The sequence below is a fragment of the Pseudomonas fragi genome (assembly GCF_002269505.1).
Lineage (GTDB): Bacteria > Pseudomonadota > Gammaproteobacteria > Pseudomonadales > Pseudomonadaceae > Aquipseudomonas > Aquipseudomonas fragi_D.
In genome coordinates this window covers 1-25262 of sequence record NZ_NQKQ01000016.1, presented here as the reverse complement: position 1 = coordinate 25262, position 25262 = coordinate 1, and the positions used below count along the sequence as shown (strand labels likewise).

Here is a 25262-nt window from a genome sequence, read left to right as displayed (position 1 = left end):
TATTGGAGTGATCGATTGAGAAAATCTTTTTTACCCAACCAGCTATTATCGCTATAAGGGGCGCCATTAACTGTCTTAGCCTGGAGTGAACTGAATGAGCACTGGCAAAGAAGAACTGGAAGTAGAGGAAGATTTTGCAGTCGTCGATCCGGACGAAGTCGTGGAACCCGTTGTTGAGGTCGCCAAAACCAATTTGGCCAAACGCCGTACGATTGACGCACTGCTGGAAGAAAAGCGGCTTAGAAAAGAGCTGGAAGATTATGGGTATGACCTGTAATCCCTGAGGCACGGCATCAAAAGCCTCCTGTACCGGAGGCTTTTGCTCAAGAGGCTTTGTGCATCACATTTTTACGCCCCTCTCTTCACACCAGACCATTACGCTGTGCCAGCTCTATCAAATCTACAAGTGAGCGCGCATTAAGCTTCAATAAAAGCCGCGTTTTGTAGGTGCTCACTGTTTTATTGCTCAGAAACATACCATCCGCAATTTCCTTGTTACTCTTTCCACGTGCCAACTGCTGCAACACCATCATTTCTCGCCCAGAGAGGCGATTGACCATATCTGCTTCACTGGCATTCCCCAAGCTTGAACGTACTGAGTGCAAGGCTTGATTCGGGAAATAGCTGTAGCCAGACAGCACAGCCTTGATAGCACTCAACAGTTCAGTCAAGTCCTGCTGCTTGCACACATAACCGGCTGCACCGGCTTGCATGCAACGCATGGAAAAATGACCCGGGGCTTGAGAAGTCAACACCAGCACCTTGATAGGCACTGCCGGTGCGGACAACCGCGCTATAACTTCAAGCCCGTCAAGCCTTGGAATTCCTATATCCAGGATTACGATATCAGGCGCATATTCACGCGTAAGCTGCAAAGCATCCACACCATTATCCGTCTCTGCAATAACCTCGTAGCCATGTCGTTCCATGAGCATACGCACAGCAAGACGAATTACGGGATGATCATCCACGATCAGCACTTTATTCATGGGCCATTCCAATTTATCGCTGTTCGAATTTTCTGAACCAGCACCATAGCCTAGTCGTAACAAACTGGGCATAGCACCCCCTCAAGCATCCACAACCAAAGACATTTCCTACAGATATTGGAGATTAACCCTACAGATATCACCCATTGAAACTAACCTCCCACACTTTCTTCACAGACAGCCAGACATGGGAAGACCGGAATTCAAGACAGTACTGAGAATTAAAATATAAACCCAATATAAAATTGCAGCTCTTTCATACGACCAACAAATTCGTACCATTCAAGAAAAAACCAAAAATCAGATATAAACGCATATTCAAAAATCCACCCAAACAGCCCAACAATTCAACTACATGCCCCACCTCCCACGCCCCTCAAAAAACTCCAGCACCCCATTAAAAACCACAGAAAACGCAGTGACAAACCTCAATCACCCAGACTGAAATCTACTATTTTTCCAAGGGGAAATATTACAATTTCATACTTACAGAATAGGACTACAGATTATTAGGCAAACACCCAGCGCATAAAAATGCCCCCCAAACAAAACCAGGTCTTCTGTTCGAGCAAACTCACTCTAGATTAAAACAAAAAAAACGATAGATATCTTCATCGACCTACAACTCACCACCTCACATTTATTTCTTACTCAGCCCTAGCGAAAAAACTTACGCAACCCCACCAGAAAACTTAATGAGGCTTATAAAACCGCCACAAACAACGGCAGATCGCCTACAAAAAAATCTTATCCAAAAAATTCGAAAACTCCGCTCAACAGGCACGACACCATCTCCTGTAATTCATTTGCGGCTTAAAAAACGGCTAGTTTAAAAAAAAACGTTACTGAATTCCGAACAAAGCACCACCTAAATTACCCGACTTGCATCGAACCAGCACAGGTCTCTCACTGTTGCCATGCCCCCCAAAAAAGCGCCTTCTTCCTGATCACTCCATCTGGTGCAAAAAGGCACTCACATGATAAAAAACACTATAAAAATTAACCGCCCACTTACAGTTATTGCTGTTTTCTCAATGCTGACTGAAGCCTCTGCTGCAGTATCTCTCCCCTACATCGACAGTGAACATCAAAAAATATATGTAGGGCTCCTGATTATCTCCCCCTCACTTTTAATCACGCTGTTTTTCCTGACCTTAAACTTCAACAAAAAAAAACCTTATACACCTGCAGATTTATCTAAAGCCGAAAACACTCAGAAAGGAATTTCTCGTCCTCTGGCCCCTTGCCTGGAGCACGCCATTTCGCTTGGAACTACAAGTCCCTCCGCGCAGTTGTTTATAATCCCCGAAAGAGACCATGCAACTCTCATTGCCAAATGCCATGTATTGGCCGTAGAGTTAAAAACCTCATCTCATTAACCTGAACCATCTACACTCAGCCTCCCCCTAATAAAAGCACTCCCGAAGACGTGCTGCATACATATTACAAAGCAACACGCAAATACAAAAACAACAGCCATAAGCATAACCTACTGCTATTACTCACCAACAAGCACTCCACTATTGCGCCGGAAGCTCTTCGTCTGGCTATCGACAATTTCAAGCATAGGTCGATTATCGACCACACAACCATTATCAGCTACAACACGGACGCACACAGACTGACCCTACTGAACTCACCCTGCCCCTCCACTGGCGCCTGAATTCCACGCAAAAAAAAGCCCCGGCCAAATGGCCGGGGCTTTACCATGCGGGCTCTATCAGAACAACTGACGACCTTTATTTGCAGCAATACGCATGCGCAATGCATTCAACTTGATGAAGCCGGCAGCGTCAGCCTGATTGTAAGCACCACCATCCTCTTCAAAGGTTGCAATGTTGGCATCAAACAACGAATCGTCAGACTTGCGACCAGTAACAATCACATTACCTTTGTACAGTTTGAGGCGAACAACACCGTTAACGTGAGCCTGAGAAGCATCAATCATCTGTTGCAGCATGATGCGCTCTGGGCTCCACCAGTAACCGGTGTAGATCAGACTGGCGTACTTTGGCATCAACTCGTCTTTCAAGTGAGCGACTTCACGGTCCAGAGTAATAGACTCAATGGCGCGGTGAGCACGCAGCATGATGGTGCCGCCCGGGGTTTCGTAGCAACCACGGGACTTCATGCCTACATAACGGTTCTCAACGATGTCGAGGCGGCCGATGCCGTGTTCGCCACCAATGCGGTTCAACGTTGCCAGAACAGTCGCAGGTGTCATCTCAACACCGTCCAGCGCAACGATGTCGCCGTTACGGTAGGTCAGTTCCAGGTACTGCGGCTTGTCAGGAGCGTTCTCCGGAGAGACGGTCCACTTCCACATGTCTTCTTCGTGCTCGGTCCAGGTATCCTCCAGCACACCGCCTTCGTAGGAGATGTGCAGCAAGTTGGCATCCATCGAGTATGGGGATTTCTTCTTGCCGTGACGCTCGATCGGGATTGCATGCTTTTCAGCGTAATCCATCAGCTTTTCACGCGAGAGCAAGTCCCATTCACGCCAAGGAGCAATAACCTTTACCCCTGGTTTCAAGGCATAGGCGCCCAGTTCGAAACGAACCTGGTCATTACCTTTACCCGTTGCGCCGTGGGAAATGGCATCTGCGCCTGTTTCGTTGGCGATTTCAATCAGGCGCTTGGCGATCAGCGGACGGGCAATGGAAGTACCCAGCAGGTACTCGCCTTCGTAAACGGTGTTGGCGCGGAACATCGGGAAAACGAAGTCTCGAACGAACTCTTCGCGCAGGTCATCAATGTAGATTTCCTTGACGCCCATGGCTTGCGCCTTGGCACGTGCAGGCTCGACCTCTTCACCCTGACCCAGGTCAGCGGTAAAGGTTACGACTTCACAGTTATAAGTATCCTGCAGCCACTTCAGGATCACCGAAGTGTCCAGGCCGCCCGAATAAGCCAGAACGACCTTGTTTACGTCCGCCATGCCATCACTCCACGGGTTGTTCGAAAAGCCGAACAGTCTACCGCCCATATCCATTAATTTACAGAGGCGCGACAGCTTAAGACGACAAAGCGACAGTTTATATCAAAGACGCGACGAGACAGTTGTTTCAGGAAATGGCCGCAGAGTTGCTGACGCCTAAAGATGGCGCAGTTTTTTCAGGCACTGAGAGCCGCTCCAGGCGGACGCTAACCCGGCGATTTTTCGCACGGTTTGACCGGCTGGTATTCGCCGCCAAGGGGTATTGTTCACCGTGGAAACGCACCGTGATCTGCGACTCCTGCAGGCCGCTCTGCTTGAAGTACTCCATAACCGCCAATGCCCGGCGCCGGGACAGCTCACGATTGGTCAGACGATTGCCCTGATTGTCGGAATAGCCGTCGAGAATGACGTGATTGACCGTAGGGTCGGCCTTCAAGTACTCGACCATGACTTGCAGATTAATCCGTGCTGCAGCATCCAGCTCGGTACCGCCACCCGGGAAGCCGATCTGGCTTTGTCTGATCTGTTCAAAGTTTTTCGGTAAGAGCTTTGCAGTACAGGCCTCGTAGTCGCTGTAAGCCTGACGAAATCTGACGGGCAACAGGCGTACTTCCGAGACATTACCCTCACGGGAGTAATGCCTTACCAATGGGCTGCGCCCCTCGATCAGGCCGCGAAACAAATTGGCCGCTTGGGCCTGAGAGCTGTTGAACAGTACCTGACCACGGCCGATACGTACCGACCCCAGATCGATATCGCCCCTTCCCGGCTGCCACGGTGCAGCTGCAGCCAACAGCTTTGCCGAGCCCTCACCCAGCATCGAGTTATAGGCATTGAGGCGGAACACCGCCTGCTCTCCTGCCCGCCTTACAAAAGCCCCTGAACCAAAATCGGTGATGGGCTGAATCAGTCGGCATTCGAACTTGTCGCCTTCCACTTTCCACTCGATATTCTCCAGCCGAGTCTGAAAAGTCAGGGCCATGGCTGGCAGGCTGGCAAACATACTGAGCAGAATGAAATAACGCTGGCGCACGGGAGGCTCCACAGGCTTGTACTGCAAAAAAAACAGGCCACAGATTTACGGCATGTCCACCAGATATCGGTCAGCAATCACAAAACTTGATAGCGAGTGCCTGACAGAGTCTTTTCCGGTAGCATTCACCTCAGTTCGACCCGCCTGGAATCCCCAATGTCTGACCGCCTGACCCTGCTGCGTCCCGACGACTGGCATATACATCTTCGCGATGGTGCCGTGCTGCCTCACACTGTCGCGGATGTAGCGCGCACTTTTGGCCGCGCCATAATCATGCCAAACCTGGTACCTCCGGTGCGTAATGCTACCGAGGCCGATGCTTATCGACAGCGCATTCTGGCTGCTCGCCCGGCCGGTAGCCGTTTCGAGCCGCTGATGGTGCTATACCTCACTGATCGTACACAGCCAGAAGACATTCGCACGGCCAAGGCCAGCGGATTCGTACATGCTGCCAAGCTGTATCCGGCCGGGGCAACGACCAATTCTGACTCCGGCGTGACGAGCATCGACGCGATCTTCCCGGTCCTCGAAGTCATGGCTGAAGTTGGCATGCCTTTGCTGATCCACGGTGAAGTCACTCGCGCCGGCGTTGACGTCTTTGACCGCGAAAAAATCTTTATCGACGAGCATATGCGCCGCGTTGTAGAGCGCTTTCCGACCCTTAAAGTGGTGTTTGAGCACATCACCACCGCAGAGGCGGTGCAGTTCGTCAACGAGGCTTCGGCCAACGTCGGCGCAACCATTACGGCTCATCACCTGCTGTACAACCGCAATCACATGCTGGTTGGCGGCATTCGTCCGCACTTCTACTGCCTGCCTATCCTCAAGCGCAACACCCATCAGGAAGCCCTGCTGGATGCGGCCACCAGTGGCAGCGCGAAGTTCTTTCTGGGCACTGACTCGGCGCCTCACGCCCAGCACGCCAAGGAAGCAGCTTGCGGTTGCGCCGGCTGCTATACCGCCTTTGCTGCCATCGAGATGTACGCCGAGGCCTTTGAGCAGCGCAACGCGCTGGACAAACTGGAAGCCTTTGCCAGCTTGAATGGCCCGCGCTTCTACGGTCTGCCCGCCAGCACCGAACAAATCACCCTGGTTCGCCAGGAGTGGACCGCCCCAACCAGCCTGCCTTTCGGCGAGCTGACCGTAATTCCGCTGCGCGCCGGTGAAACACTGCGCTGGCGCCTGCTGGAGGAACAGCTGTGAGTGACGACCATTATGATGACGAACACGAAGGCGGCCATGGTGGCGGATCACGCCACCCGATGGCAGAGCGCTTTCGCGGTTATCTGCCGGTCGTAATCGACGTTGAAACCGGCGGTTTCAACAGCGCTACCGATGCTTTGCTGGAAATTGCTGCCGTCACGATCGGCATGGACGAAAGAGGTTTCGTGTTCCCCGAACACACCTACTTCCACCGTGTAGAGCCGTTTGAAGGCGCCAATATCGAAGCTGCTGCGCTGGAATTTACCGGTATCAAGCTCGATCACCCGCTGCGCATGGCCGTCAGCGAAGAGACAGCCCTGACCGATATCTTCCGCGGTGTACGTAAGGCCCTGAAAGCCAATGGCTGCAAACGCGCCATCCTGGTGGGGCATAACAGCAGCTTCGACCTGGGCTTCCTGAATGCCGCTGTCGCGCGCCTGGACATGAAGCGCAACCCGTTCCACCCGTTTTCCAGCTTCGATACTGCTACCCTTGCTGGCCTGGCCTACGGCCAGACCGTCCTGGCAAAAGCCTGTCAGGCCGCTGACATCGACTTTGATGGTCGCGAAGCACATTCGGCACGTTACGACACCGAGAAAACTGCAGAGTTGTTCTGTGGCATCGTCAACAGCTGGAAACAAATGGGCGGCTGGAAAGACTTCAACGACTGATTCTGTCGTAAAGGCCTACAGCGCAGCATAAAAAAACCGGACACTGGGTCCGGTTTTTTTATGCCAGAAGCGACCCTTACAGCTGGTCAGCATTCTCGGTCAGGTAAGCAGCAACGCCTGCAGTCGACGCAGTCATGCCCTTGTCGCCTTTTTTCCAGTTGGCCGGGCAAACTTCGCCGTGCTCTTCGTGGAATTGCAGAGCATCAACCAGACGCAGCAGCTCGTCCATGTTACGACCCAGTGGCAGGTCGTTGACGATCTGCGAGCGTACAACGCCTTTGTCGTCGATCAGAAACGCGCCGCGCAGTGCAACACCGCCTTCGGTTTCAACGTCATAGGCCTTGCAGATGGCGTGGTTGATGTCGGCAGCCATGGTGTATTTCACCTGGCCGATACCGCCATTGTTCACCGGAGTGTTGCGCCATGCGTTGTGGGTGAAATGGGAGTCGATCGACACGGCAACCACTTCAACGTTACGCGCCTGGAAGTCAGGAATGCGGTGATCCAGAGCGATCAGCTCGGACGGGCAAACGAACGTGAAGTCCAGCGGGTAGAAGAACACCAGGCCATATTTGCCTTTGATGGCGGTGGACAGCGTGAAGCTGTCAGCGATTTCGCCATTGCCAAGTACGGCGGCGACGGTGAAGTCAGGGGCTTGTTTGCCTACGAGTACGCTCATTGGATATCTCCTGGTGTGCTGCGTGAAGAACAGGACCCGGCCAGGTCCGCCATTGGATGGCAACTACCTTGTGGCCAGCTCTTGCGTGAAAATGACCGGACATCATACACCGCTCGTCGGGAGCGACCTTAACCCTTTTTGTACCGGGCAACCCGGCGCCGGCAAGACCGTTCGTCAGCACGGCGGCGCAGAACCTCAATTGAGACTCAAGGTACTTTGACAATCATTCTCGTTAACATTAAGATCCCAGTCATTGAATCCCAACCAGCGATGGTTCTTATTTATGTACGTTTGCCTTTGCACTGGCGTCACTGATGGAAAAATTCGCGACGCAATCTACGACGGTTGCTGCAGCTACCGCGAAGTACGCGAAGCTACAGGTGTCGCAAGCCAATGTGGCAAATGTGCCTGCCTGGCCAAGCAAGTAGTTCGCGAAACCCTCTCCTCGCTGCAAGCCAGCCAGGCTGTTATGAGTTTCCCGGCAGAATTTTCAGTCGCCTGATTAACGAATTCCAAAGAACCGGACATAGCGTCCGGTTTTTTATGCCCAAAATTCAAGTGCTTAGCCCCAAGACGCGGAACACAAACATTCTTATTCCGATTAATTTTCATTTATTATTCAAATACTTAGGTTTGACAGTCTGCAAGGTGCGGATCAAACTCTGCCCTATATACAGTTAATTAAGGCAGGCCCCAGCCATGAAAGGCGACATTTCAGTTATTCAGCACCTCAACAAAATTCTCGGCAACGAACTGGTGGCAATCAACCAATACTTCCTGCATGCACGCATGTATCAGGATTGGGGGCTGGAGAAGTTGGGCGCGCATGAGTACCACGAGTCCATCGACGAGATGAAACACGCGGACAAGCTGATCAAGCGCATCCTGTTCCTGGAAGGCCTGCCAAACGTGCAGGATCTGGGCAAGCTGCATATCGGCGAGCACACCAAAGAAATGCTCGAGTGCGATCTGCGCATCGAGAAGACCGGCCACGCCGACCTCAAGGCCGCCATTGCCCATTGTGAAGTTGTTGGCGACTTTGGCAGCCGCGAAATGCTCGAAGATATTCTTGAATCGGAAGAAGAACATATCGACTGGCTGGAAACTCAGTTGGGCCTGATCGACAAAGTGGGTATTGAGAATTACCTGCAATCGCAAATGGGTGAGTAACTAATACCCATTAAAAAGCCCCGCCCTGTTTATCACAGCGGCGGGGCTTTTTTATGCGTGTTACATAACAACTGTAACGACGCGACTGATATTAAGCTTCAGTCTTGTTTGCAGCGGCTTTCTCGACAGCTTCTTTGATCAAAGCCTGCAAAGAACCATCAGCGGCCATTTCAGCCATGATGTCGCTACCGCCTACCAGCTCGCCGCCAACCCACAGTTGCGGGAAAGTTGGCCAATTGGCGTACTTTGGCAAATTGGCACGAATTTCAGGATTCTGGAGGATGTCCACGTAAGCGAACTTCTCGCCACAGCCCATGACTGCCTGAGCAGCTTTAGCCGAAAAGCCGCACTGCGGGGCATTCGGGGAGCCTTTCATGTAGAGCAGAATGGTGTTGTTGGCAATCTGGTCTTTAATAGTTTCGATGATATCCATGGAGCACCTCGGCTGAACTTTCCGACGCAGATGTCGGCACGGTGGCGCATTGTAACGGAAAGCCGAGCGCGACGCTCGGTCTCCCCGACAGACAATAGTCTGCCCCCGCCCCTTTCACAGAGTCTGTAGTCGCTGCCGGGGAACGAAGGCTGCGAGCCGCTAAACCCCGCCTTATGATTGGAATGCTGCCAACATCATCGTAGCCAGCGTTCCTCGGCAGCGACTACAAATACGACAACCCCGCCCCCTCGCAATTGCCAAGCAGCGCCACGGCAGTGTACAAATGAGCAGCTGAGGTGAGGCTAACCGCCTGATGCGACTCATGCAGCGCCAAACCCGCTCACACCTCGATACACATGACCCTTATTGGCAAGACGCGACATTTCCTTATAAGATCGCGCCTTCCCCTATTTCGTCGCCCCGTGCGGCTTTCGCCGCAGGTCTCGCCCGTTTTTCCGAAAACCCCGGCTTTGAGCATCTGCGATCGTTGCAATAAAAGGTAGTTAATGATGAGCGCAAGGCACTTTCTCTCCCTGATGGATTGCACTCCCGAAGAGCTAGTCAGCGTGATTCGTCGCGGCATCGAGCTAAAGGACCTGCGCCAGCGCAGCGTTTTGTTCGAACCCTTGAAAGGTCGCGTACTGGGCATGATTTTCGAAAAGTCATCGACCCGCACACGCCTGTCATTTGAAGCAGGAATGATCCAGCTGGGTGGCCAGGCCATTTTTCTGTCACCTCGGGATACTCAACTGGGTCGTGGCGAGCCGATAGGCGATTGCGCCATCGTCATGTCGCGCATGCTCGACGCCGTCATGATCCGTACCTTCGCCCACAGCACCCTGACCGAGTTTGCGGCCAATTCCCGCGTACCGGTTATCAATGGCCTGTCGGACGATCTGCACCCATGCCAGTTGCTGGCCGACATGCAAACCTTCCTTGAGCACCGCGGATCGATCAAAGGCAAAACCGTTGCCTGGATCGGCGACGGCAACAACATGTGCAACAGCTATATAGAAGCGGCCATCCAGTTTGACTTCAACCTGCGTGTTGCCTGCCCCGAAGGCTATGAGCCCAACCCCGAATTCGTGGCCCTGGCAGGTGATCGCGTGACCATCGTGCGCGATCCGCGTGATGCCGTGATTGGCGCCCATCTGGTCAGCACCGACGTGTGGACATCAATGGGCCAGGAAGAAGAGACCGCCAAGCGCCTCGAACTGTTTACCCCGTATCAAGTCAACCGTGCCCTGCTCGACCTGGCAGCCGATGACGTGCTGTTCATGCATTGCCTGCCGGCTCACCGCGGCGAAGAGATCAGCATCGATCTGCTGGACGACCCTCGCTCCGTGGCTTGGGATCAAGCTGAAAACCGCCTGCATGCGCAAAAAGCGCTGCTCGAATTCCTTGTCCAACCGGCGTACCAACCCGCATGAGTCAGCCGCTACTGCTAAACCTTCGTGATCTGGCCTGTGGTTATCAGGGCCAGAGCGTGGTGCAGAACCTCAACCTGCATCTCAATGCCGGCGATATCGGCTGTCTGCTGGGCTCGTCGGGCTGTGGCAAAACCACGACATTGCGCGCTATTGCCGGTTTTGAACCCGTACACCAGGGCGAAATCAGCCTGGCAGGCGAGGTGATCTCCAGCGCCGGCTTCACCTTGGCACCAGAAAAACGTCGTATTGGTATGGTGTTTCAGGACTACGCTCTGTTCCCGCACCTGAGCGTGGCTGACAACATTGCCTTCGGCATTCGCAAGCACCCGAACAAAGAACGGGTGACCGAAGAGCTGCTTGAGCTGGTCAATCTGAAAAACCTCGGCAAGCGCTTCCCGCACGAGTTATCCGGTGGTCAGCAACAACGCGTCGCCCTCGCCCGCGCCCTGGCGCCCGAGCCGCAACTGCTGTTGCTGGATGAGCCGTTCTCCAACCTGGATGGCGAACTGCGCCGCAAGCTCAGCCACGAAGTGCGCGACATTCTGAAAGCCCGTGGCACCAGTGCCATTCTGGTGACGCACGATCAGGAAGAAGCCTTTGCTGTCAGCGACCATGTCGGCGTTTTCAAGGAAGGTCGCCTTGAGCAGTGGGATACGCCCTACAACCTCTACCATGAGCCTCAGACGCCCTTTGTCGCGAGCTTTATCGGTCAGGGCTACTTCATCCGCGGTCAGTTGCTCACACCCGAGTCGGTACAAACTGAACTGGGTGTCTTGCGTGGCAACCGTGCCTACACCTGGCCAACGGGCGGGGCAGTGGATGTATTGCTACGCCCCGACGACATCGTCTACGCACCGGACAGCGATTTGAAGGCGCGGATCATCGGCAAGACATTCCTCGGCGCATCGACCCTTTACCGCCTGCAACTGCCTACAGGCAGCCAGTTGGAGTCGATTTTCCCGAGCCATGCCGACCACTTGCCTGGCGCACAAGTGGGCATTCGCGTTGCCGCCGAGCATCTGGTGATGTTTCAAACCAGCGGCAGTATCGCGGCACAAATTCCCCAATCCGAAACAGGTGTAAGGCGTTTCAGCGCAGCGCACTAAAACCTGTGGCAGCGTTTACGCTCTGCCTACCTCTGCGAACTTCGCCTGCGTATGCTCTGCCAGCACCGCAGGCGCCAGTTCCACCTCCAGCCCGCGTCGTCCGGCGCTGACATAAATAGTCGAAAAACCCTCGGCACTTTTATCAATAAAAGTACGCAGGCGCTTCTTTTGCCCTAGCGGGCTGATCCCGCCCAGCAGATACCCGGTTGATCGCTGAGCAGCTGCAGGGTCAGCCATTTCGACTTTCTTGACCCCGGCAGCGTGGGCCAGCGCTTTCAAATCAAGACTTCCGACGACCGGTACAACAGCCACCAGCAACTCGCCCTTTTCACTGCTGGCCAATAACGTCTTGAACACTTGTGCAGGCTCCAGCCCGAGCTTCTCTGCAGCCTCAAGGCCATACGAAGCCGCCTTGGGGTCATGTTCATAGCTATGTACCCGATGTTCGGCGCGAACTTTTTTCAGCAGATCAAGTGCAGGCGTCATGTCAGCTCCAGTCCTGAATGAGTGTAGGTAAACCGATGCCCGATTTTAGGCTATTAACCGGCTAAAAGGCGCAGCTACGGGGCTTTGCGCGGTGTTTTTAGCTGAATCGTTACAAGCACACCTACCAATTTGTAGTGTTTTCTTACAGAAAAACCAATACCAAACCACGCTTCTATAGTCAGAATGTGAATACCCGTTCACTTTCGACCTTTGACAGCAGTGTTTCTTGTCTATATTTTTTCGAATCTGAATATACTCATACGACTTTGCCTGACCGCATAAAACGCTAAAGCGCAACTCCCGGTCCTGGCCAAGACGCACTGCCACCCTGATTGACGACGTCAAAAAACAACAATAACGAGGTTTTACATGTCGACTGCATCGCAGCACCCTACACTTTCAGGCCAGTGCCTGGCCGAGTTTCTCGGCACCGCACTTCTAATTTTCTTCGGTACCGGTTGCGTTGCGGCTCTCAAGGTCGCGGGCGCAAGTTTTGGCTTATGGGAAATTAGCATCATTTGGGGCATTGGCGTCAGCATGGCGATTTATCTGACGGCGGGCGTTTCCGGCGCGCACCTGAACCCGGCAGTCAGCATCGCGCTGTGCCTGTTCACCGACTTCGAAAAACGTAAACTGCCTTTCTATATCCTTGCCCAGGTCGCGGGAGCCTTCTGCGCAGCGGCGTTGGTTTACACGCTCTACAGCAACCTGTTCTTCGATTACGAACAAGCCCACCAAATGGTTCGCGGCAGTCAGGAAAGCCTGGAATTGGCGTCGGTATTTTCTACCTACCCGCATCCTTCGCTGACAACCCTGCAGGCCTTCCTCGTCGAAGTAGTGATTACCGCTATCCTCATGGGCGTGATCATGGCCCTGACCGACGACAAGAACGGCTTGCCCCGTGGCGCACTGGCCCCTTTGCTGATCGGTTTGCTGATCGCCGTGATTGGCAGCTCGATGGGGCCGTTGACCGGTTTTGCCATGAACCCTGCGCGTGATTTCGGGCCCAAGCTGATGACTTTCTTCGCTGGCTGGGGTCAAGTTTCGTTCACCGGCGGGCGTGATATTCCGTATTTCCTGATACCTATTTTTGCACCGATCGTAGGAGCCTGCCTGGGCGCAGCCATTTATCGCGGGATGATTGCCCGCCATTTGCCTGACGTAGCTGCACCCGATGCGGATACCCAAGCCGCTGCACCTGCAAAAACCCAGGCATCCTGATACCGACTTATGAAACGGGGCGCACGAGACCTACTGCCCGTTACCTGTCTCGCGCCCGCAACCTCCCTCATTCTGCAAGGCACTTTCACATGACCGACACTCAGAATAAGAACTACATCATTGCGCTGGACCAAGGCACCACCAGTTCGCGAGCGATCATCTTTGATCGTGACGCCAACGTGGTGTGTACCGCACAACGCGAGTTCCAACAGCATTACCCGCAGCCGGGCTGGGTCGAGCACGACCCGATGGAGATTTTTGCCACCCAGAGCGCGGTAATGGTCGAAGCCCTGGCGCAAGCCGGCCTGCATCACGACCAGGTTGCCGCCATCGGTATTACCAACCAGCGTGAAACCACAGTGGTCTGGGACAAGGAAAGCGGTCGCCCGATCTACAACGCCATCGTCTGGCAATGCCGCCGCAGCACCGAAATTTGCGAACAGCTCAAGCGTGATGGCCACGAGCAATACATCAGCGACACCACTGGCCTGGTGACCGACCCGTACTTCTCCGGCACAAAACTGAAGTGGATCCTCGACAACGTCGAAGGCAGCCGCGAACGTGCACGTAAGGGCGAATTGCTGTTCGGCACCGTCGACAGCTGGCTGATCTGGAAATTTACCGGCGGCAAAACCCACGTTACCGACTACACCAACGCCTCGCGCACCATGCTCTTCAACATCCACACCCTAGAGTGGGATGCCAAGATGCTCGAGGTGCTGGATATTCCGCGCGAAATGCTGCCGGAAGTGAAATCCTCTTCCGAAATCTACGGCCGCACCAAAAGCGGTATTGCCATTGGCGGTATTGCCGGCGACCAGCAAGCCGCACTGTTTGGCCAGATGTGCGTAGAGCCAGGCCAGGCCAAAAATACCTACGGCACTGGCTGCTTCCTGCTGATGAACACCGGCGCCAATGCCGTCAAATCGACCCACGGCATGCTGACCACCATCGCCTGCGGTCCACGTGGCGAAGTTGCCTACGCCCTGGAAGGCGCCGTATTCAACGGTGGCTCCACCGTGCAATGGCTGCGTGACGAACTGAAGATCATCAATGACGCCCACGACACCGAATACTTCGCCAATAAAGTCAAAGACAGTAACGGCGTGTATCTGGTGCCTGCCTTCACCGGTCTCGGAGCCCCTTACTGGGACCCGTATGCCCGTGGTGCGCTGTTCGGCCTGACTCGCGGCGTACGCGTAGATCACATTATTCGTGCAGCGCTCGAGTCGATTGCCTACCAGACCCGCGACGTACTGGACGCCATGCAACAGGACTCCGGTGAACGCCTCAAAGCCCTGCGCGTAGACGGTGGCGCCGTAGCCAACAACTTCCTGATGCAATTTCAGGCCGACATCCTCGGCACTCAGGTTGAACGCCCGCAAATGCGCGAAACCACTGCTCTGGGTGCTGCATACCTGGCCGGTCTGGCTTGCGGTTTCTGGGGCAGCCTGGATGAATTGCGCGGTAAGGCGGTAGTCGAGCGCGAATTCGAACCTGCACTCGACGAGGCCAGCAAAGAGAAGCTGTATGCCGGCTGGAAAAAAGCCGTGAGCCGTACCCGCGACTGGGAACCCCACGAAGAAAACAACTAAGCACGTGACAATAACAACTGCGCGCGCCTCTGGCGCGCGCAGTTGCTTACGGCACCTGCGAGTAGCAGGCTGCGCTTTCCTGCGGCATCATGGATGAATTTGCGTCGCCGCCCAAAGGAAACTCCATGAATCTGCCTCCACGCCAACAGCAGATCCTCGAACTCGTCCGCGAACGCGGTTATGTCAGCATCGAGGAAATGGCTCAGTTGTTCGTCGTCACACCGCAGACCATTCGCCGTGACATCAACCAACTGGCAGAAGCCGATCTGTTACGCCGTTACCACGGTGGAGCCGCCTATGACTCCAGCGTTGAAAACACTGCTTACGCCATGCGCGCCGACCAGATGCGCGATGAAAAACGCCGCATCGGCGAAGCCATCGCCGCCCAGATTCCTGACCACGCCTCGATCTTCATCAATATCGGCACCACCACCGAGTCGATTGCCCGGGCGCTGCTCAACCATCACCACCTCAAAATCATCACCAACAACCTGCATGTTGCGTCAATCCTTAGCGCAAAAGATGATTTCGAAGTACTGATCGCCGGCGGCAATGTACGCCGCGATGGCGGTATCGTGGGCCAGGCCAGCGTCGACTTTATCAACCAGTTCAAGTTTGACTTCGCGTTGGTAGGTATCAGCGGTATCGATTCAGACGGCAGCCTGCTGGACTTTGACTACCAGGAAGTACGGGTTTCCCAGGCGATTATCGCCAATGCCCGACAAACTATCCTGGCAGCGGACTCCAGCAAGTTCGGCCGTAATGCGATGGTCCGTCTTGGCCCGATCACCCTGATCGATTGTCTGGTCACTGACCAGCCGCCCGTACCGGAGCTGGTACAACTGCTGGCCCAGAACAAGATACGCCTGGAAGTGGTGTAACCTTTCAGTAGCAAAATGTTCGAAATTCTTCCTTTTAACCCCCTTCGATGAGTTTTTTCAATCGAAGGGTGCTGGCTGTGTTCGTCTTTATCCGCTAATATTTTCGAAAATGAACATTAATGTTCACATTCAAATATGCGTAAAGAACGCGAGGCCAACACATGCCCCTGACCACCTTGCCTGCCACTCCCCTCGCTGAGGTTTACGACGTTGCCGTTATTGGCGGCGGCATCAATGGCGTCGGGATTGCGGCAGACGCTGCCGGTCGCGGCCTGTCCGTGTTCCTTTGCGAAAAGGACGACCTCGCCAGCCACACCTCTTCCGCCAGCAGCAAGCTGATCCACGGCGGCCTGCGCTACCTCGAACATTACGAGTTCCGCCTGGTGCGCGAAGCACTGGCCGAACGCGAAGTCCTGCTGGCCAAAGCCCCGCATATCGTTAAACCGATGCGCTTTGTATTGCCGCACCGCCCGCACCTGCGCCCGGCGTGGATGATCCGTGCCGGCCTGTTTCTCTACGACCACCTGGGCAAGCGCGAAAAACTTGCAGGCTCCACCAGCCTCAAGTTCGGTGCCAACAGCCCGCTGAAAGCTGAAATCACCAAAGGCTTTGAATACTCCGACTGCTGGGTCGATGACGCCCGCCTGGTGGTGCTCAATGCGATGGCTGCGCGTGAAAAAGGCGCCCATGTTCACACCCAGACGCGCTGCGTCGGTGCGCGTCGTAACAAAGGGCTGTGGGAATTGAATATGGAACGCGCTGATGGCAGCCTGTTTTCGATTCGCAGCAAAGCCCTGGTCAATGCCGCCGGCCCTTGGGTTGCCAAATTCATCAAGGACGACCTGAAGCTGGATTCGCCTTACGGTATCCGCCTGATCCAGGGCAGCCACTTGATCGTGCCGAAACTGTATGACGCGCCCAATGCCTTTATCCTGCAAAACGAAGACCAGCGGATCGTGTTTACCATTCCGTATATGGATCAGTTCACCATCATCGGCACTACCGACCGCGAGTACACCGGCGATCCGGCCAAGGTCAGCATTACCGAAGAAGAAACCGACTACCTGCTCAATGTGGTCAATGCCCACTTCAAGCAGCAAGTGAGCCGCAGCGACATTCTGCGCACTTATTCCGGCGTGCGTCCGCTGTGCAATGATGAATCCGACAACCCTTCGGCCGTGACCCGCGACTACACCCTGGCATTGTCTGGCGCACCGGGCGAAGCCCCGCTGCTGTCGGTGTTTGGTGGCAAGCTGACCACTTACCGCAAGCTGGCAGAGTCGGCCATGGCCCAGCTGACGCCGTACTTCACCCAGATCAAACCAAGCTGGACCGCCAGCGCTACACTGCCGGGCGGCGAAGACATGACCACGCCAAAAGCCCTGAGCGAGGCCCTTGTCAGTCAATACAGCTGGCTGGATGCCGCGATTGCCAGACGCTGGGCAATCACCTACGGCAACCGCTCCTGGAGCTTGCTGAAGGGTGCGCAAGGCCTGAGCGATCTGGGCGAGCACATCGGCAGCGGCCTTTACAGCCGTGAAGTCGATTACCTGTGCAGCCAGGAATGGGCGCTGGATGCACAGGACATCCTCTGGCGCCGCACCAAGCTAGGACTGTTTACCACAGCAGAAGAGCAGGCCCATCTGAGTCAATACATGGCCACTCTTGACCTGAAACACCGCAAGGTTCAAGCCGCTTAGTCCGCGTTTACATGACCTGCGGGAGCAAACCCGCTCCTGCAGGCTTTCATTATCCCCCCGTCTATACCGCCTTTCATTCGGTTTCCCGAACGCACTTACCCTCAATGATTCGGCTTTCCGGCCCAAGCCCGTTTCCAAAGCCTTGGAATTTATTATTAATTCGTTAAAAATCAGATGCTTATGCTTAATTTACAGGTCTGGCACGACTCATGCTCTACACTCTCAGCCGAATGCTTAAACAGAGCGTTTAGCCTGTTGAGACGTTCGAAGTACAAAAGGGCCCACAAACGGGCTCAATAAAAAAAACAATGTCGAGGAAACATCGATGCGCATCGTTCCGCAACTTTTGGGCGCAGCAATTGCTGCAGCTCTGATTAGCACTCCAGTTTTTGCAGCCGAATTGACCGGCACACTGAAGAAAATCAAAGAATCCGGCACCATCACCCTTGGGCATCGTGACTCCTCCATTCCGTTCTCCTACATCGCGGACGCTTCCGGCAAACCGGTTGGCTACTCCCACGACGTACAGCTGGCAATCGTTGAAGGGCTGAAAAAACAGCTCGACATGCCGGACCTGAAAATCAAGTACAACCTGGTCACCTCCCAGACCCGCATCCCGCTGGTGCAAAACGGTACCGTTGACGTTGAATGCGGCTCCACCACCAACAACGTTGAACGCCAGCAACAGGTTGACTTCTCGGTCGGTATCTTCGAGATCGGCACACGCCTGCTGTCCAAAAAGGACTCGCCTTACAAGGACTTCGCTGACCTGAAAGGCAAAAACGTCGTGACCACCGCCGGCACAACCTCCGAGCGTATCCTCAAGGCGATGAACGCCGACAAGCAGATGGGCATGAACGTGATCTCTGCAAAAGACCACGGCGAAGCCTTCAACATGCTGGAGTCGGGCCGTGCTGTCGCGTTCATGATGGACGATGCCCTGCTGGCCGGTGAAATGGCCAAGGCCAAGAAGCCAACCGACTGGGCCGTGACCGGCACTCCACAGTCCTACGAAATCTACGGCTGCATGCTGCGCAAGGGCGACCCGGACTTCAAAAAAGCCGTGGATGACGCCATCGTTGCCTACTACAAGTCGGGCAAGATCAACGACACCTACAAAACCTGGTTCGAATCGCCTATTCCTCCAAAAGGCCTGAACCTGATGTTCCCGATGAGCGAAGAGCTCAAGGCGCTGATTGCCAACCCGACCGACAAGGCAGCAGACGACAAGCCGGCAGAAGAAAAGAAATCCTGATTTCTGGCCTTTGATACTCCCGGGCGTGAGCCATCACGCCCGGGAGGGTTGTCGACCACCTTTGGACTAAGCTTCTTATTGCATTAGAGAGCACTCGAACCGCTGGTTATCGAGCGGGTTTTGTGTGCCCGGCGACCCTGTCGGGTGAGAACGGATTCCCTGAAGCAAGTGCTTGTTTATAGACCCACCTGAGGGGAGACCCTGCATGAATTACAACTGGGACTGGAGCGTGTTCTTCAAGTCCACCGGCGTAGGCAGCGAGACGTATCTCGACTGGTTTATTTCCGGCTTGGGCTGGACCATCGCTATCGCTGTTGTCGCCTGGATTGTCGCGTTGATTCTGGGTTCGCTGCTGGGCGTCATGCGCACCCTGCCGAACCGTTTTATCGCAGGCATTGCCACGGTTTACGTAGAAATCTTCCGTAACGTTCCGCTGCTGGTGCAACTGTTTATCTGGTACTTCCTGGTGCCCGATCTGCTGCCGCCCAACCTGCAGGAATGGTACAAACAGGATCTAAACCCAACGACCTCGGCCTACCTGAGCGTTGTCGTGTGCCTGGGCCTGTTCACCGCTGCGCGGGTTTGCGAGCAGGTACGTACCGGTATCGAAGCCCTGCCACGCGGCCAGGAGGCTGCGGCCCGCGCCATGGGGTTCAGCATGGCGCAGATCTACTGGAACGTGCTACTGCCACAGGCCTACCGGATCATCATTCCACCGCTCACCTCCGAGTTCCTCAACGTGTTCAAGAACTCGTCCGTGGCCTCGCTGATCGGTTTGATGGAGCTGCTGGCACAAACCAAGCAGACCGCCGAGTTTTCCGCCAACCTGTTTGAAGCCTTCACCCTGGCCACACTGATCTACTTCACCTTGAACATGAGCCTGATGTTGCTGATGCGCCTGATCGAGAAAAAAGTAGCCGTACCCGGCCTTATGTCTCTGGGGGGCAAATAATGGACTTCTTCGATTTCAGCGGTATTGTTCCTGCCCTGCCTGGCCTGTGGAACGGCATGATCATGACCCTCAAGCTGATGGTCATGGGCGTAGTCGGTGGTGTAGCCCTGGGCACAGTGCTGGCCCTGATGCGTTTGTCGTCGAGCAAGTGGATGGCCAATCTGGCCGGCGCTTACGTCAACTACTTCCGCTCCATCCCGCTGCTGCTGGTGATTACCTGGTTCTACCTGGCCGTACCGTTCGTGCTGCGCTGGATCACCGGCAAGGACACCCCGATCGGTGCCTTCGAGTCATGCATGGTAGCCTTCGTCATGTTCGAAGCGGCTTACTTCTGCGAAATCGTTCGAGCTGGCGTACAGGCCATTCCCAAGGGCCAGATGGGTGCTGCCAAGGCACTGGGCATGAGTTACGGCCAGGCCATGCGCCTTATTATCCTGCCCCAGGCCTTCCGCAAAATGACCCCGTTGCTGCTGCAACAGAGCATTATCCTGTTCCAGGATACCTCGCTGGTATACACGGTTGGTCTGGTGGATTTCCTCAATGCTTCGCGTTCCAGTGGCGACATCATCGGCCGCTCCAATGAGTTCCTGATCTTCGCCGGTCTGGTGTATTTCATCATCAGCTTTTCCGCCTCGCTGCTGGTCAAGCGTCTGCAAAAAAGGTTTGCCGTATGATCTCGATCAAGAACATCAACAAGTGGTACGGGGACTTCCAGGTACTGACCGATTGCAGTACCGAAGTCAAAAAAGGCGAAGTGGTTGTAGTCTGCGGGCCGTCCGGCTCGGGCAAATCGACCCTGATCAAGTGCGTCAACGCCCTTGAACCGTTCCAGAAAGGTGACATCGTGGTTGACGGCACGTCCATTGCCGACCCGAAGACCAACCTGCCAAAACTGCGTTCACGCGTAGGCATGGTGTTCCAGCACTTCGAACTGTTCCCGCACATGACCATCACCGAAAACCTGACCATTGCCCAGGTCAAGGTTCTGGGGCGCAGCAAGGCCGAAGCCACCAAAAAAGGCCTTGAGCTGCTGGAACGCGTCGGCCTGTCGGCACACGCGCACAAGCATCCTGGCCAGCTTTCCGGTGGTCAGCAGCAGCGTGTAGCGATTGCCCGCGCCCTCGCCATGGACCCGATCGTCATGCTGTTTGACGAACCGACCTCGGCACTCGACCCGGAAATGGTCAACGAAGTGCTCGACGTCATGGTGCAGTTGGCCAACGAAGGCATGACCATGATGTGTGTGACCCACGAAATGGGTTTTGCCCGCAAGGTGGCCAACCGGGTGATCTTTATGGACCAGGGCAAAATCGTCGAAGACTGTGAGAAAGAAGAGTTCTTCGGTGATGTATCGGCCCGCTCCGAGCGCGCCCAGCACTTCCTCGCCAAGATCCTGCAGCACTAAATTTGGTGCAAACCAAATACCTGTAGTCGCTGCCGAAGGCTGCGAAGGGGGCCACAGCCCCCGTTTTCTGGATACCACAGGGTATTCTTCGCAGCCTTCGGCAGCGACTACAGGTTTCGCAATACCACTTGGCACAGTGGTTGACCCAAGGCATCTGTGATGAAATGCGACCCCACTCTTTATCGCGGTGCTCCGCCCTCACTTGCCGTGAAACCTCGCCTGCTCCGTCATTTCCTGCTGCCGCTGCTGATCATCCTGCTGACGATCGGGCTGGGCTACGCAGGCTATCGCATCAGTGAACACTTCGGTATTCGCACCTTGAGTGAAACCGGCGAACGCCAGCTGGAACTGCATGCCCGCACCGTTGAGAGTGAACTGGGTAAATACACCTACCTGCCCAGCCTGCTGGAACTTGAATCCAGCGTCTCGCGCTTGCTGGCCGACCCGACCGTGCAGAACCGGGTCACCGTCAATCAATACCTCGAAGGCCTCAACCGCCGCAGCCGCAGCCGGGCCATCTATGTGCTCGACACCACCGGCCGTGTAATGGCCACCAGCAACTGGCGTGATACCGACAGCTACCTGGGTGAAGACCTGTCATTTCGTGCTTACTTCCAGGACGCCGTACGCGGCCAGCCCGGACGTTTCTATGGCATAGGCAGTACCTCGGGCGAACCCGGCTACTACCTGGCCCACGGCCTTGAAGAGCAGGGCAAGATCATTGGCGTGGCCGTGATCAAGGTACGCCTTGAAGCCCTTGAAGAGCGCTGGCAACGCGCCCGCCTCGAAGCCTACGTCAGTGACGAGAACGGCATCATCATTCTGTCCAGCGACCCGACCCGGCGGCTCAAGTCAATCCGTCCGCTCAGCGCCGACACCAAGGAGCGCCTGGCCCGCAGCCTGCAGTATTACTGGTGGCCACTTAACGAGCTGGAGCCACTGGAGCGGGAAAACCTGGCCGAAGGTGTCGAAAAAGTCACCTTCGCCAGCAGCAGCGAAGTGGCTACCGACCACCAGGACGTCAGCTACCTGGCGCAAACCCGCAGGCTCAACGACACCCCCTGGGACATCACCCTGCTTACCCCCCTGCAGGACCTGCGCCGTGAAGCGGCGAATCAGGGAACGCTGGTGGCGGTGGCCTTTGCCCTGCTGGCCTTTTTGCTGATTGCCTGGAACGAACGGCGCAAAGTGATCGCCACCCGCCTGGCCGCACGCGAAGCCCTGCAAGAGGCCAACAACCAGCTGGAACGCAAGATCACCGAACGCACCACTCACCTGCGCGCCAGCAACGAACGGCTCAAGGGCCAGATTCGCGAACGGCGCCAGGCTGAAGACACGCTGCGCCGCGCCCAGGACGAACTGGTGCAGGCAGGTAAACTGGCCGCCATCGGGCAAATGTCCACCAGCATTGCCCATGAGCTGAACCAGCCGCTGGCAGCATTGCGCACGCTGTCGGGCAATACCGTACGCTTTCTTGAACGGGGCGATCTCAAGGTTGCCGCAGACAACCTCGGCACCATCAACAATCTGGTCGACCGCATGGGGCGTATCACCGCCAACCTGCGCTCATTTGCCCGCCGTGGTGATGACCAAGGCCAGGCCAGCCTGGGCAAGGCCGTTGACGCGGCCTTGCAACTGCTTGCCAGCCGCCTGGAAGAGTCGGGGGTACAACTGCATCGTGACTTCACTGATGTGCAGCTTAAAATTGATCAGACCCGACTTGAGCAGATCCTGGTCAACCTGATTGGCAATGCGCTGGACGCCATGCAGGGCCAGGCATCAGCGCCGCAACTGTGGCTGGCGGGGGAACTCAACGACACCAAATACCGCCTGCGCGTGCGCGATAACGGCCCCGGCATCGAGCCGCAAGCACGCAAACATCTTTTCGAACCGTTCTTCACTACCAAACCCGGCGAACAGGGTCTTGGCCTTGGCCTGACCTTGTCGGCCAGCCTGGCTGCTGCTGCCGGCGGCAGCCTCAGCGTCGAGTTCCCGGTCATTGGTGGTGTCGCATTTGTCCTTCTTTTACCGCTGGTGCAACCCGCCAAGGCCGAGCCGATATGAATAACGACCTGACCGTCCTGATTGTTGAAGACGATCCCCATGTTCTGCTCGGCTGCCAGCAGGCGCTGGCACTCGAAGATATTCGCAGCGAAGGCGTCGGCAGTGCCGAACAGGCTTTGGCACTGGTGGGCGATAACTTCCCCGGCATCGTTATCAGTGACATTCGCCTGCCGGGGATGGACGGTCTTGAGCTGCTCAAGCAGCTCAAGGCCCGCGACCGCACCCTGCCGGTGGTATTGATTACCGGGCACGGCGACATTTCCATGGCCGTTGGGGCCATGCGTGATGGCGCTTATGACTTCATGGAAAAACCGTTCTCTCCCGAGCGCCTGGTGGACGTGGCGCGCCGCGCGCTGGAGCAACGCAGCCTGGCCCGCGAAGTCTGGTCGCTGCGCCGTCAACTGGCCGAACGGGATTCCCTCGAAGGACGCATCATCGGCCGATCGCCAGCCATGCAGCAATTACGCGAATTGATCGCCAACGTCGCCGATACATCGGCCAACGTATTGATTGAAGGCGAAACCGGTACCGGCAAGGAACTGGTCGCCCGTTGCCTGCACGACTTCAGCCGCCGTCAGCCCCAGCAGTTTGTGGCCCTGAACTGCGGCGGCCTGCCGGAAAACCTGTTTGAAAGCGAGATTTTTGGCCATGAAGCCAACGCCTTCACCGGTGCCGGCAAACGTCGTATCGGCAAGATCGAACATGCCCATGGGGGTACGCTGTTTCTCGACGAAGTCGAAAGCATGCCCCTCAACCTGCAGATCAAACTGCTGCGGGTATTGCAGGAACGCACCCTGGAGCGCCTGGGCTCCAACCAGAGCATCGACGTTGACTGCCGGGTGATTGCGGCCACCAAGTCCGACCTCGACCAACTGAGCAAGGCCAGCCAGTTTCGCAGCGACCTGTATTACCGCCTGAACGTGGTCACACTTGAGCTGCCTCCCTTGCGCGAACGCCGCGAAGATATTCTGCAACTGTTCGAATATTTCCTGCAGCAATCGTCCCTGCGTTTCGACCGCGCCGCCCCTGAACTGGACAACCAGACTGTCTCCAGCCTGATGGGCCACGACTGGCCGGGTAACGTGCGTGAACTGCGCAACGTGGCCGAACGCTTTGCCCTGGGCCTGCCTGCATTCAAGAAACCGGGCAGCAACGTGGCCCAGGGGCTGGGGTTTTCCGAAGCGGTTGAAGCCTTCGAGCGCAACCTGCTCAACGACGCCCTGCAGCGCAGCGGCGGCAACCTGACCCAGGCCAGCCAGGAACTGGGCATGGCCAAGACCACCCTCTTCGACAAAGTCAAAAAATACGGGCTCGCGCACTGATGGATCTGATCTTAAAAGCAGCGCTGGGTGCTGGAGTGGTGATCATTCTGGCAATGCTGGCCAAGACCAAAAACTACTACATCGCAGGCCTTGTGCCGCTGTTTCCGACCTTTGCCCTGATTGCCCACTACATCGTCGGCAAAGGTCGCTCGGTGGACGACCTGAAAACCACCATTGTGTTCGGCATGTGGTCGATCATTCCGTACTTTGTTTACCTTGCCGCGCTGTATGTGCTGGTCGACCGCATGCGCCTTGAAGCGTCATTGGCGCTGGCTGCGGTGGCCTGGCTGATGGCCGCGACGGTACTGGTCAGTGTGTGGGTGCGCTTGCACTGATTTTTGCACACAATCAAAAGCCCCTCTCCCCAAGGGAGAGGGGGCTTTAGAACTTGTAACTCACTGCCGTCTGCACTGCCCCCTGATTCACCTGCCCGATCTCTTTGACAATGCTGCTTTGCGCCGCCGAACCCAGCAGATGGGTAAAGCCGGCGCTGGCCACCCATGACCAGTGTGGCGCCAACGGGATTTCTACGTTCTGGGTCAGGGTCAAACGCTGAAAGCCACCGCCCGCCTTGTAGGCTGAAATACCTGATGCTTGCGCCTCACTGTCACTTACAGCAAAGAATGTCGACATCTGACGCCCATCCGCAAAGTGCGCTGCCAACTGGCTGCTGCCGACAATGCCCAGCCCCAATGGGTAACCCAACTCCCCGCCCACCTGCCCCAATAC

General features: G+C 55.7%; 26 protein-coding genes. 19 read left to right on the top strand and 7 right to left on the bottom strand.

Features of this window, described 5'->3' with window-relative positions; all coding sequences use genetic code 11:
• Positions 1 to 94: 94 nt before the first annotated feature.
• Positions 95 to 277, top strand: a complete 183-nt coding sequence (locus tag CJU81_RS14930; protein ID WP_095037272.1) for a PA3496 family putative envelope integrity protein — start codon at positions 95 to 97, stop codon at positions 275 to 277.
• Positions 278 to 362: 85 nt separating this feature from the next.
• Here CJU81_RS14930 and CJU81_RS14925 read toward each other — a convergent pair whose 3' ends face one another.
• Positions 363 to 989 carry a response regulator transcription factor gene (locus CJU81_RS14925; protein ID WP_095037271.1) on the bottom strand — a complete coding sequence of 209 codons (627 nt, stop codon included), beginning with the start codon at positions 987 to 989 and terminating at the stop codon, positions 363 to 365.
• Positions 990 to 1966: 977 nt separating this feature from the next.
• Here CJU81_RS14925 and CJU81_RS23835 point away from each other — a divergent pair.
• Complete coding sequence (locus tag CJU81_RS23835; protein ID WP_141232610.1) at positions 1967 to 2368, top strand: hypothetical protein; 402 nt, start codon at positions 1967 to 1969, stop codon at positions 2366 to 2368.
• A 341-nt stretch (positions 2369 to 2709) separates the two neighbouring features.
• Here CJU81_RS23835 and CJU81_RS14920 read toward each other — a convergent pair whose 3' ends face one another.
• Both CJU81_RS14920 and CJU81_RS14915 read right to left on the bottom strand, forming a co-directional pair.
• Positions 2710 to 3927 carry an argininosuccinate synthase gene (locus CJU81_RS14920; protein ID WP_095037270.1) on the bottom strand — a complete coding sequence of 406 codons (1218 nt, stop codon included), beginning with the start codon at positions 3925 to 3927 and terminating at the stop codon, positions 2710 to 2712.
• A gap of 127 nt (positions 3928 to 4054) precedes the next feature.
• Positions 4055 to 4960 carry a flagellar protein MotY gene (locus CJU81_RS14915; protein ID WP_095037269.1) on the bottom strand — a complete coding sequence of 302 codons (906 nt, stop codon included), beginning with the start codon at positions 4958 to 4960 and terminating at the stop codon, positions 4055 to 4057.
• A 156-nt stretch (positions 4961 to 5116) separates the two neighbouring features.
• Between CJU81_RS14915 and pyrC the strand changes: the two genes are divergently transcribed.
• Positions 5117 to 6163 carry a dihydroorotase gene (gene pyrC / locus CJU81_RS14910; protein WP_095037268.1) on the top strand — a complete coding sequence of 349 codons (1047 nt, stop codon included), beginning with the start codon at positions 5117 to 5119 and terminating at the stop codon, positions 6161 to 6163.
• Positions 6160 to 6834 (top strand): ribonuclease T, encoded by a 675-nt coding sequence (gene rnt / locus CJU81_RS14905; protein WP_095037267.1) that lies wholly within the window; start codon positions 6160 to 6162, stop codon positions 6832 to 6834. Before pyrC ends, rnt begins: the two co-directional genes overlap by 4 nt.
• Positions 6835 to 6910: 76 nt before the next feature.
• Here rnt and CJU81_RS14900 read toward each other — a convergent pair whose 3' ends face one another.
• A complete protein-coding gene (locus CJU81_RS14900; RefSeq protein ID WP_095037266.1) occupies positions 6911 to 7513 on the bottom strand; it encodes a peroxiredoxin in 603 nt (200 codons plus the stop codon).
• A 283-nt stretch (positions 7514 to 7796) separates the two neighbouring features.
• On the opposite strand from CJU81_RS14900, the gene CJU81_RS14895 reads away from it, so the two are divergent.
• Entirely contained in the window at positions 7797 to 8015 is a 219-nt protein-coding gene (locus CJU81_RS14895) for a bacterioferritin-associated ferredoxin (RefSeq protein WP_016779693.1), read from the top strand.
• A 197-nt stretch (positions 8016 to 8212) separates the two neighbouring features.
• On the top strand, positions 8213 to 8683 hold the full coding sequence (gene bfr, locus CJU81_RS14890) for a bacterioferritin (protein ID WP_016779692.1): 471 nt from the start codon (positions 8213 to 8215) through the stop codon (positions 8681 to 8683).
• Between the two features lie 91 nt (positions 8684 to 8774).
• Here the strand turns inward: bfr and grxD are convergent, their stop codons facing one another.
• Positions 8775 to 9116 carry a Grx4 family monothiol glutaredoxin gene (gene grxD, locus CJU81_RS14885; RefSeq protein WP_016779691.1) on the bottom strand — a complete coding sequence of 114 codons (342 nt, stop codon included), beginning with the start codon at positions 9114 to 9116 and terminating at the stop codon, positions 8775 to 8777.
• Between the two features lie 509 nt (positions 9117 to 9625).
• On the opposite strand from grxD, the gene argF reads away from it, so the two are divergent.
• A complete protein-coding gene (gene argF / locus CJU81_RS14880; protein WP_095037265.1) occupies positions 9626 to 10546 on the top strand; it encodes an ornithine carbamoyltransferase in 921 nt (306 codons plus the stop codon).
• Positions 10543 to 11652, top strand: coding sequence for an ABC transporter ATP-binding protein (locus CJU81_RS14875; protein WP_095037264.1), 1110 nt, complete (start codon positions 10543 to 10545; stop codon positions 11650 to 11652). Before argF ends, CJU81_RS14875 begins: the two co-directional genes overlap by 4 nt.
• 15 nt (positions 11653 to 11667) lie before the next feature.
• Here the strand turns inward: CJU81_RS14875 and ybaK are convergent, their stop codons facing one another.
• Positions 11668 to 12138, bottom strand: a complete 471-nt coding sequence (gene ybaK, locus CJU81_RS14870; protein WP_095029178.1) for a Cys-tRNA(Pro) deacylase — start codon at positions 12136 to 12138, stop codon at positions 11668 to 11670.
• 369 nt (positions 12139 to 12507) lie between these two features.
• Here ybaK and CJU81_RS14865 point away from each other — a divergent pair, with 369 nt between their 5' ends.
• The 11 genes from CJU81_RS14865 (at position 12508) to CJU81_RS14815 (ending at position 24868) form a co-directional block, all read left to right on the top strand.
• Complete coding sequence (locus tag CJU81_RS14865) at positions 12508 to 13359, top strand: MIP/aquaporin family protein (protein WP_095029179.1); 852 nt, start codon at positions 12508 to 12510, stop codon at positions 13357 to 13359.
• An 89-nt stretch (positions 13360 to 13448) separates the two neighbouring features.
• On the top strand, positions 13449 to 14954 hold the full coding sequence (glpK, locus tag CJU81_RS14860) for a glycerol kinase GlpK (RefSeq protein ID WP_095037263.1): 1506 nt from the start codon (positions 13449 to 13451) through the stop codon (positions 14952 to 14954).
• Between the two features lie 125 nt (positions 14955 to 15079).
• Positions 15080 to 15835, top strand: coding sequence for a DeoR family transcriptional regulator (locus tag CJU81_RS14855; protein WP_095037262.1), 756 nt, complete (start codon positions 15080 to 15082; stop codon positions 15833 to 15835).
• A 161-nt stretch (positions 15836 to 15996) separates the two neighbouring features.
• A complete protein-coding gene (gene glpD / locus CJU81_RS14850; protein WP_095037261.1) occupies positions 15997 to 17535 on the top strand; it encodes a glycerol-3-phosphate dehydrogenase in 1539 nt (512 codons plus the stop codon).
• A 325-nt stretch (positions 17536 to 17860) separates the two neighbouring features.
• Positions 17861 to 18790: a glutamate/aspartate ABC transporter substrate-binding protein gene (locus CJU81_RS14845; protein WP_095029182.1), complete on the top strand. Its 930-nt coding sequence runs from the start codon at positions 17861 to 17863 to the stop codon at positions 18788 to 18790.
• Between the two features lie 205 nt (positions 18791 to 18995).
• Positions 18996 to 19742 (top strand): amino acid ABC transporter permease, encoded by a 747-nt coding sequence (locus CJU81_RS14840; RefSeq protein ID WP_016779683.1) that lies wholly within the window; start codon positions 18996 to 18998, stop codon positions 19740 to 19742.
• Complete coding sequence (locus tag CJU81_RS14835) at positions 19742 to 20416, top strand: amino acid ABC transporter permease (protein ID WP_095037260.1); 675 nt, start codon at positions 19742 to 19744, stop codon at positions 20414 to 20416. Before CJU81_RS14840 ends, CJU81_RS14835 begins: the two co-directional genes overlap by 1 nt.
• The gene (locus tag CJU81_RS14830) at positions 20413 to 21147 is read left to right on the top strand and encodes an amino acid ABC transporter ATP-binding protein (protein ID WP_016779681.1); all 735 of its coding nucleotides are present in this window, start codon (positions 20413 to 20415) and stop codon (positions 21145 to 21147) included. The genes CJU81_RS14835 and CJU81_RS14830 overlap by 4 nt, the downstream gene beginning before the upstream one ends.
• A gap of 159 nt (positions 21148 to 21306) precedes the next feature.
• Positions 21307 to 23211: a sensor histidine kinase gene (locus CJU81_RS14825; protein WP_095037259.1), complete on the top strand. Its 1905-nt coding sequence runs from the start codon at positions 21307 to 21309 to the stop codon at positions 23209 to 23211.
• A complete protein-coding gene (locus tag CJU81_RS14820; protein ID WP_095037258.1) occupies positions 23208 to 24533 on the top strand; it encodes a sigma-54-dependent transcriptional regulator in 1326 nt (441 codons plus the stop codon). Before CJU81_RS14825 ends, CJU81_RS14820 begins: the two co-directional genes overlap by 4 nt.
• 8 nt (positions 24534 to 24541) lie before the next feature.
• The gene (locus tag CJU81_RS14815) at positions 24542 to 24868 is read left to right on the top strand and encodes a GlpM family protein (protein ID WP_169844883.1); all 327 of its coding nucleotides are present in this window, start codon (positions 24542 to 24544) and stop codon (positions 24866 to 24868) included.
• A gap of 46 nt (positions 24869 to 24914) precedes the next feature.
• On the opposite strand, the gene CJU81_RS14810 is transcribed toward CJU81_RS14815, so the two are convergent.
• The coding region (locus tag CJU81_RS14810) for a MipA/OmpV family protein (RefSeq protein ID WP_141232609.1) at positions 24915 to 25262 on the bottom strand (348 nt) is incomplete at its 5' end.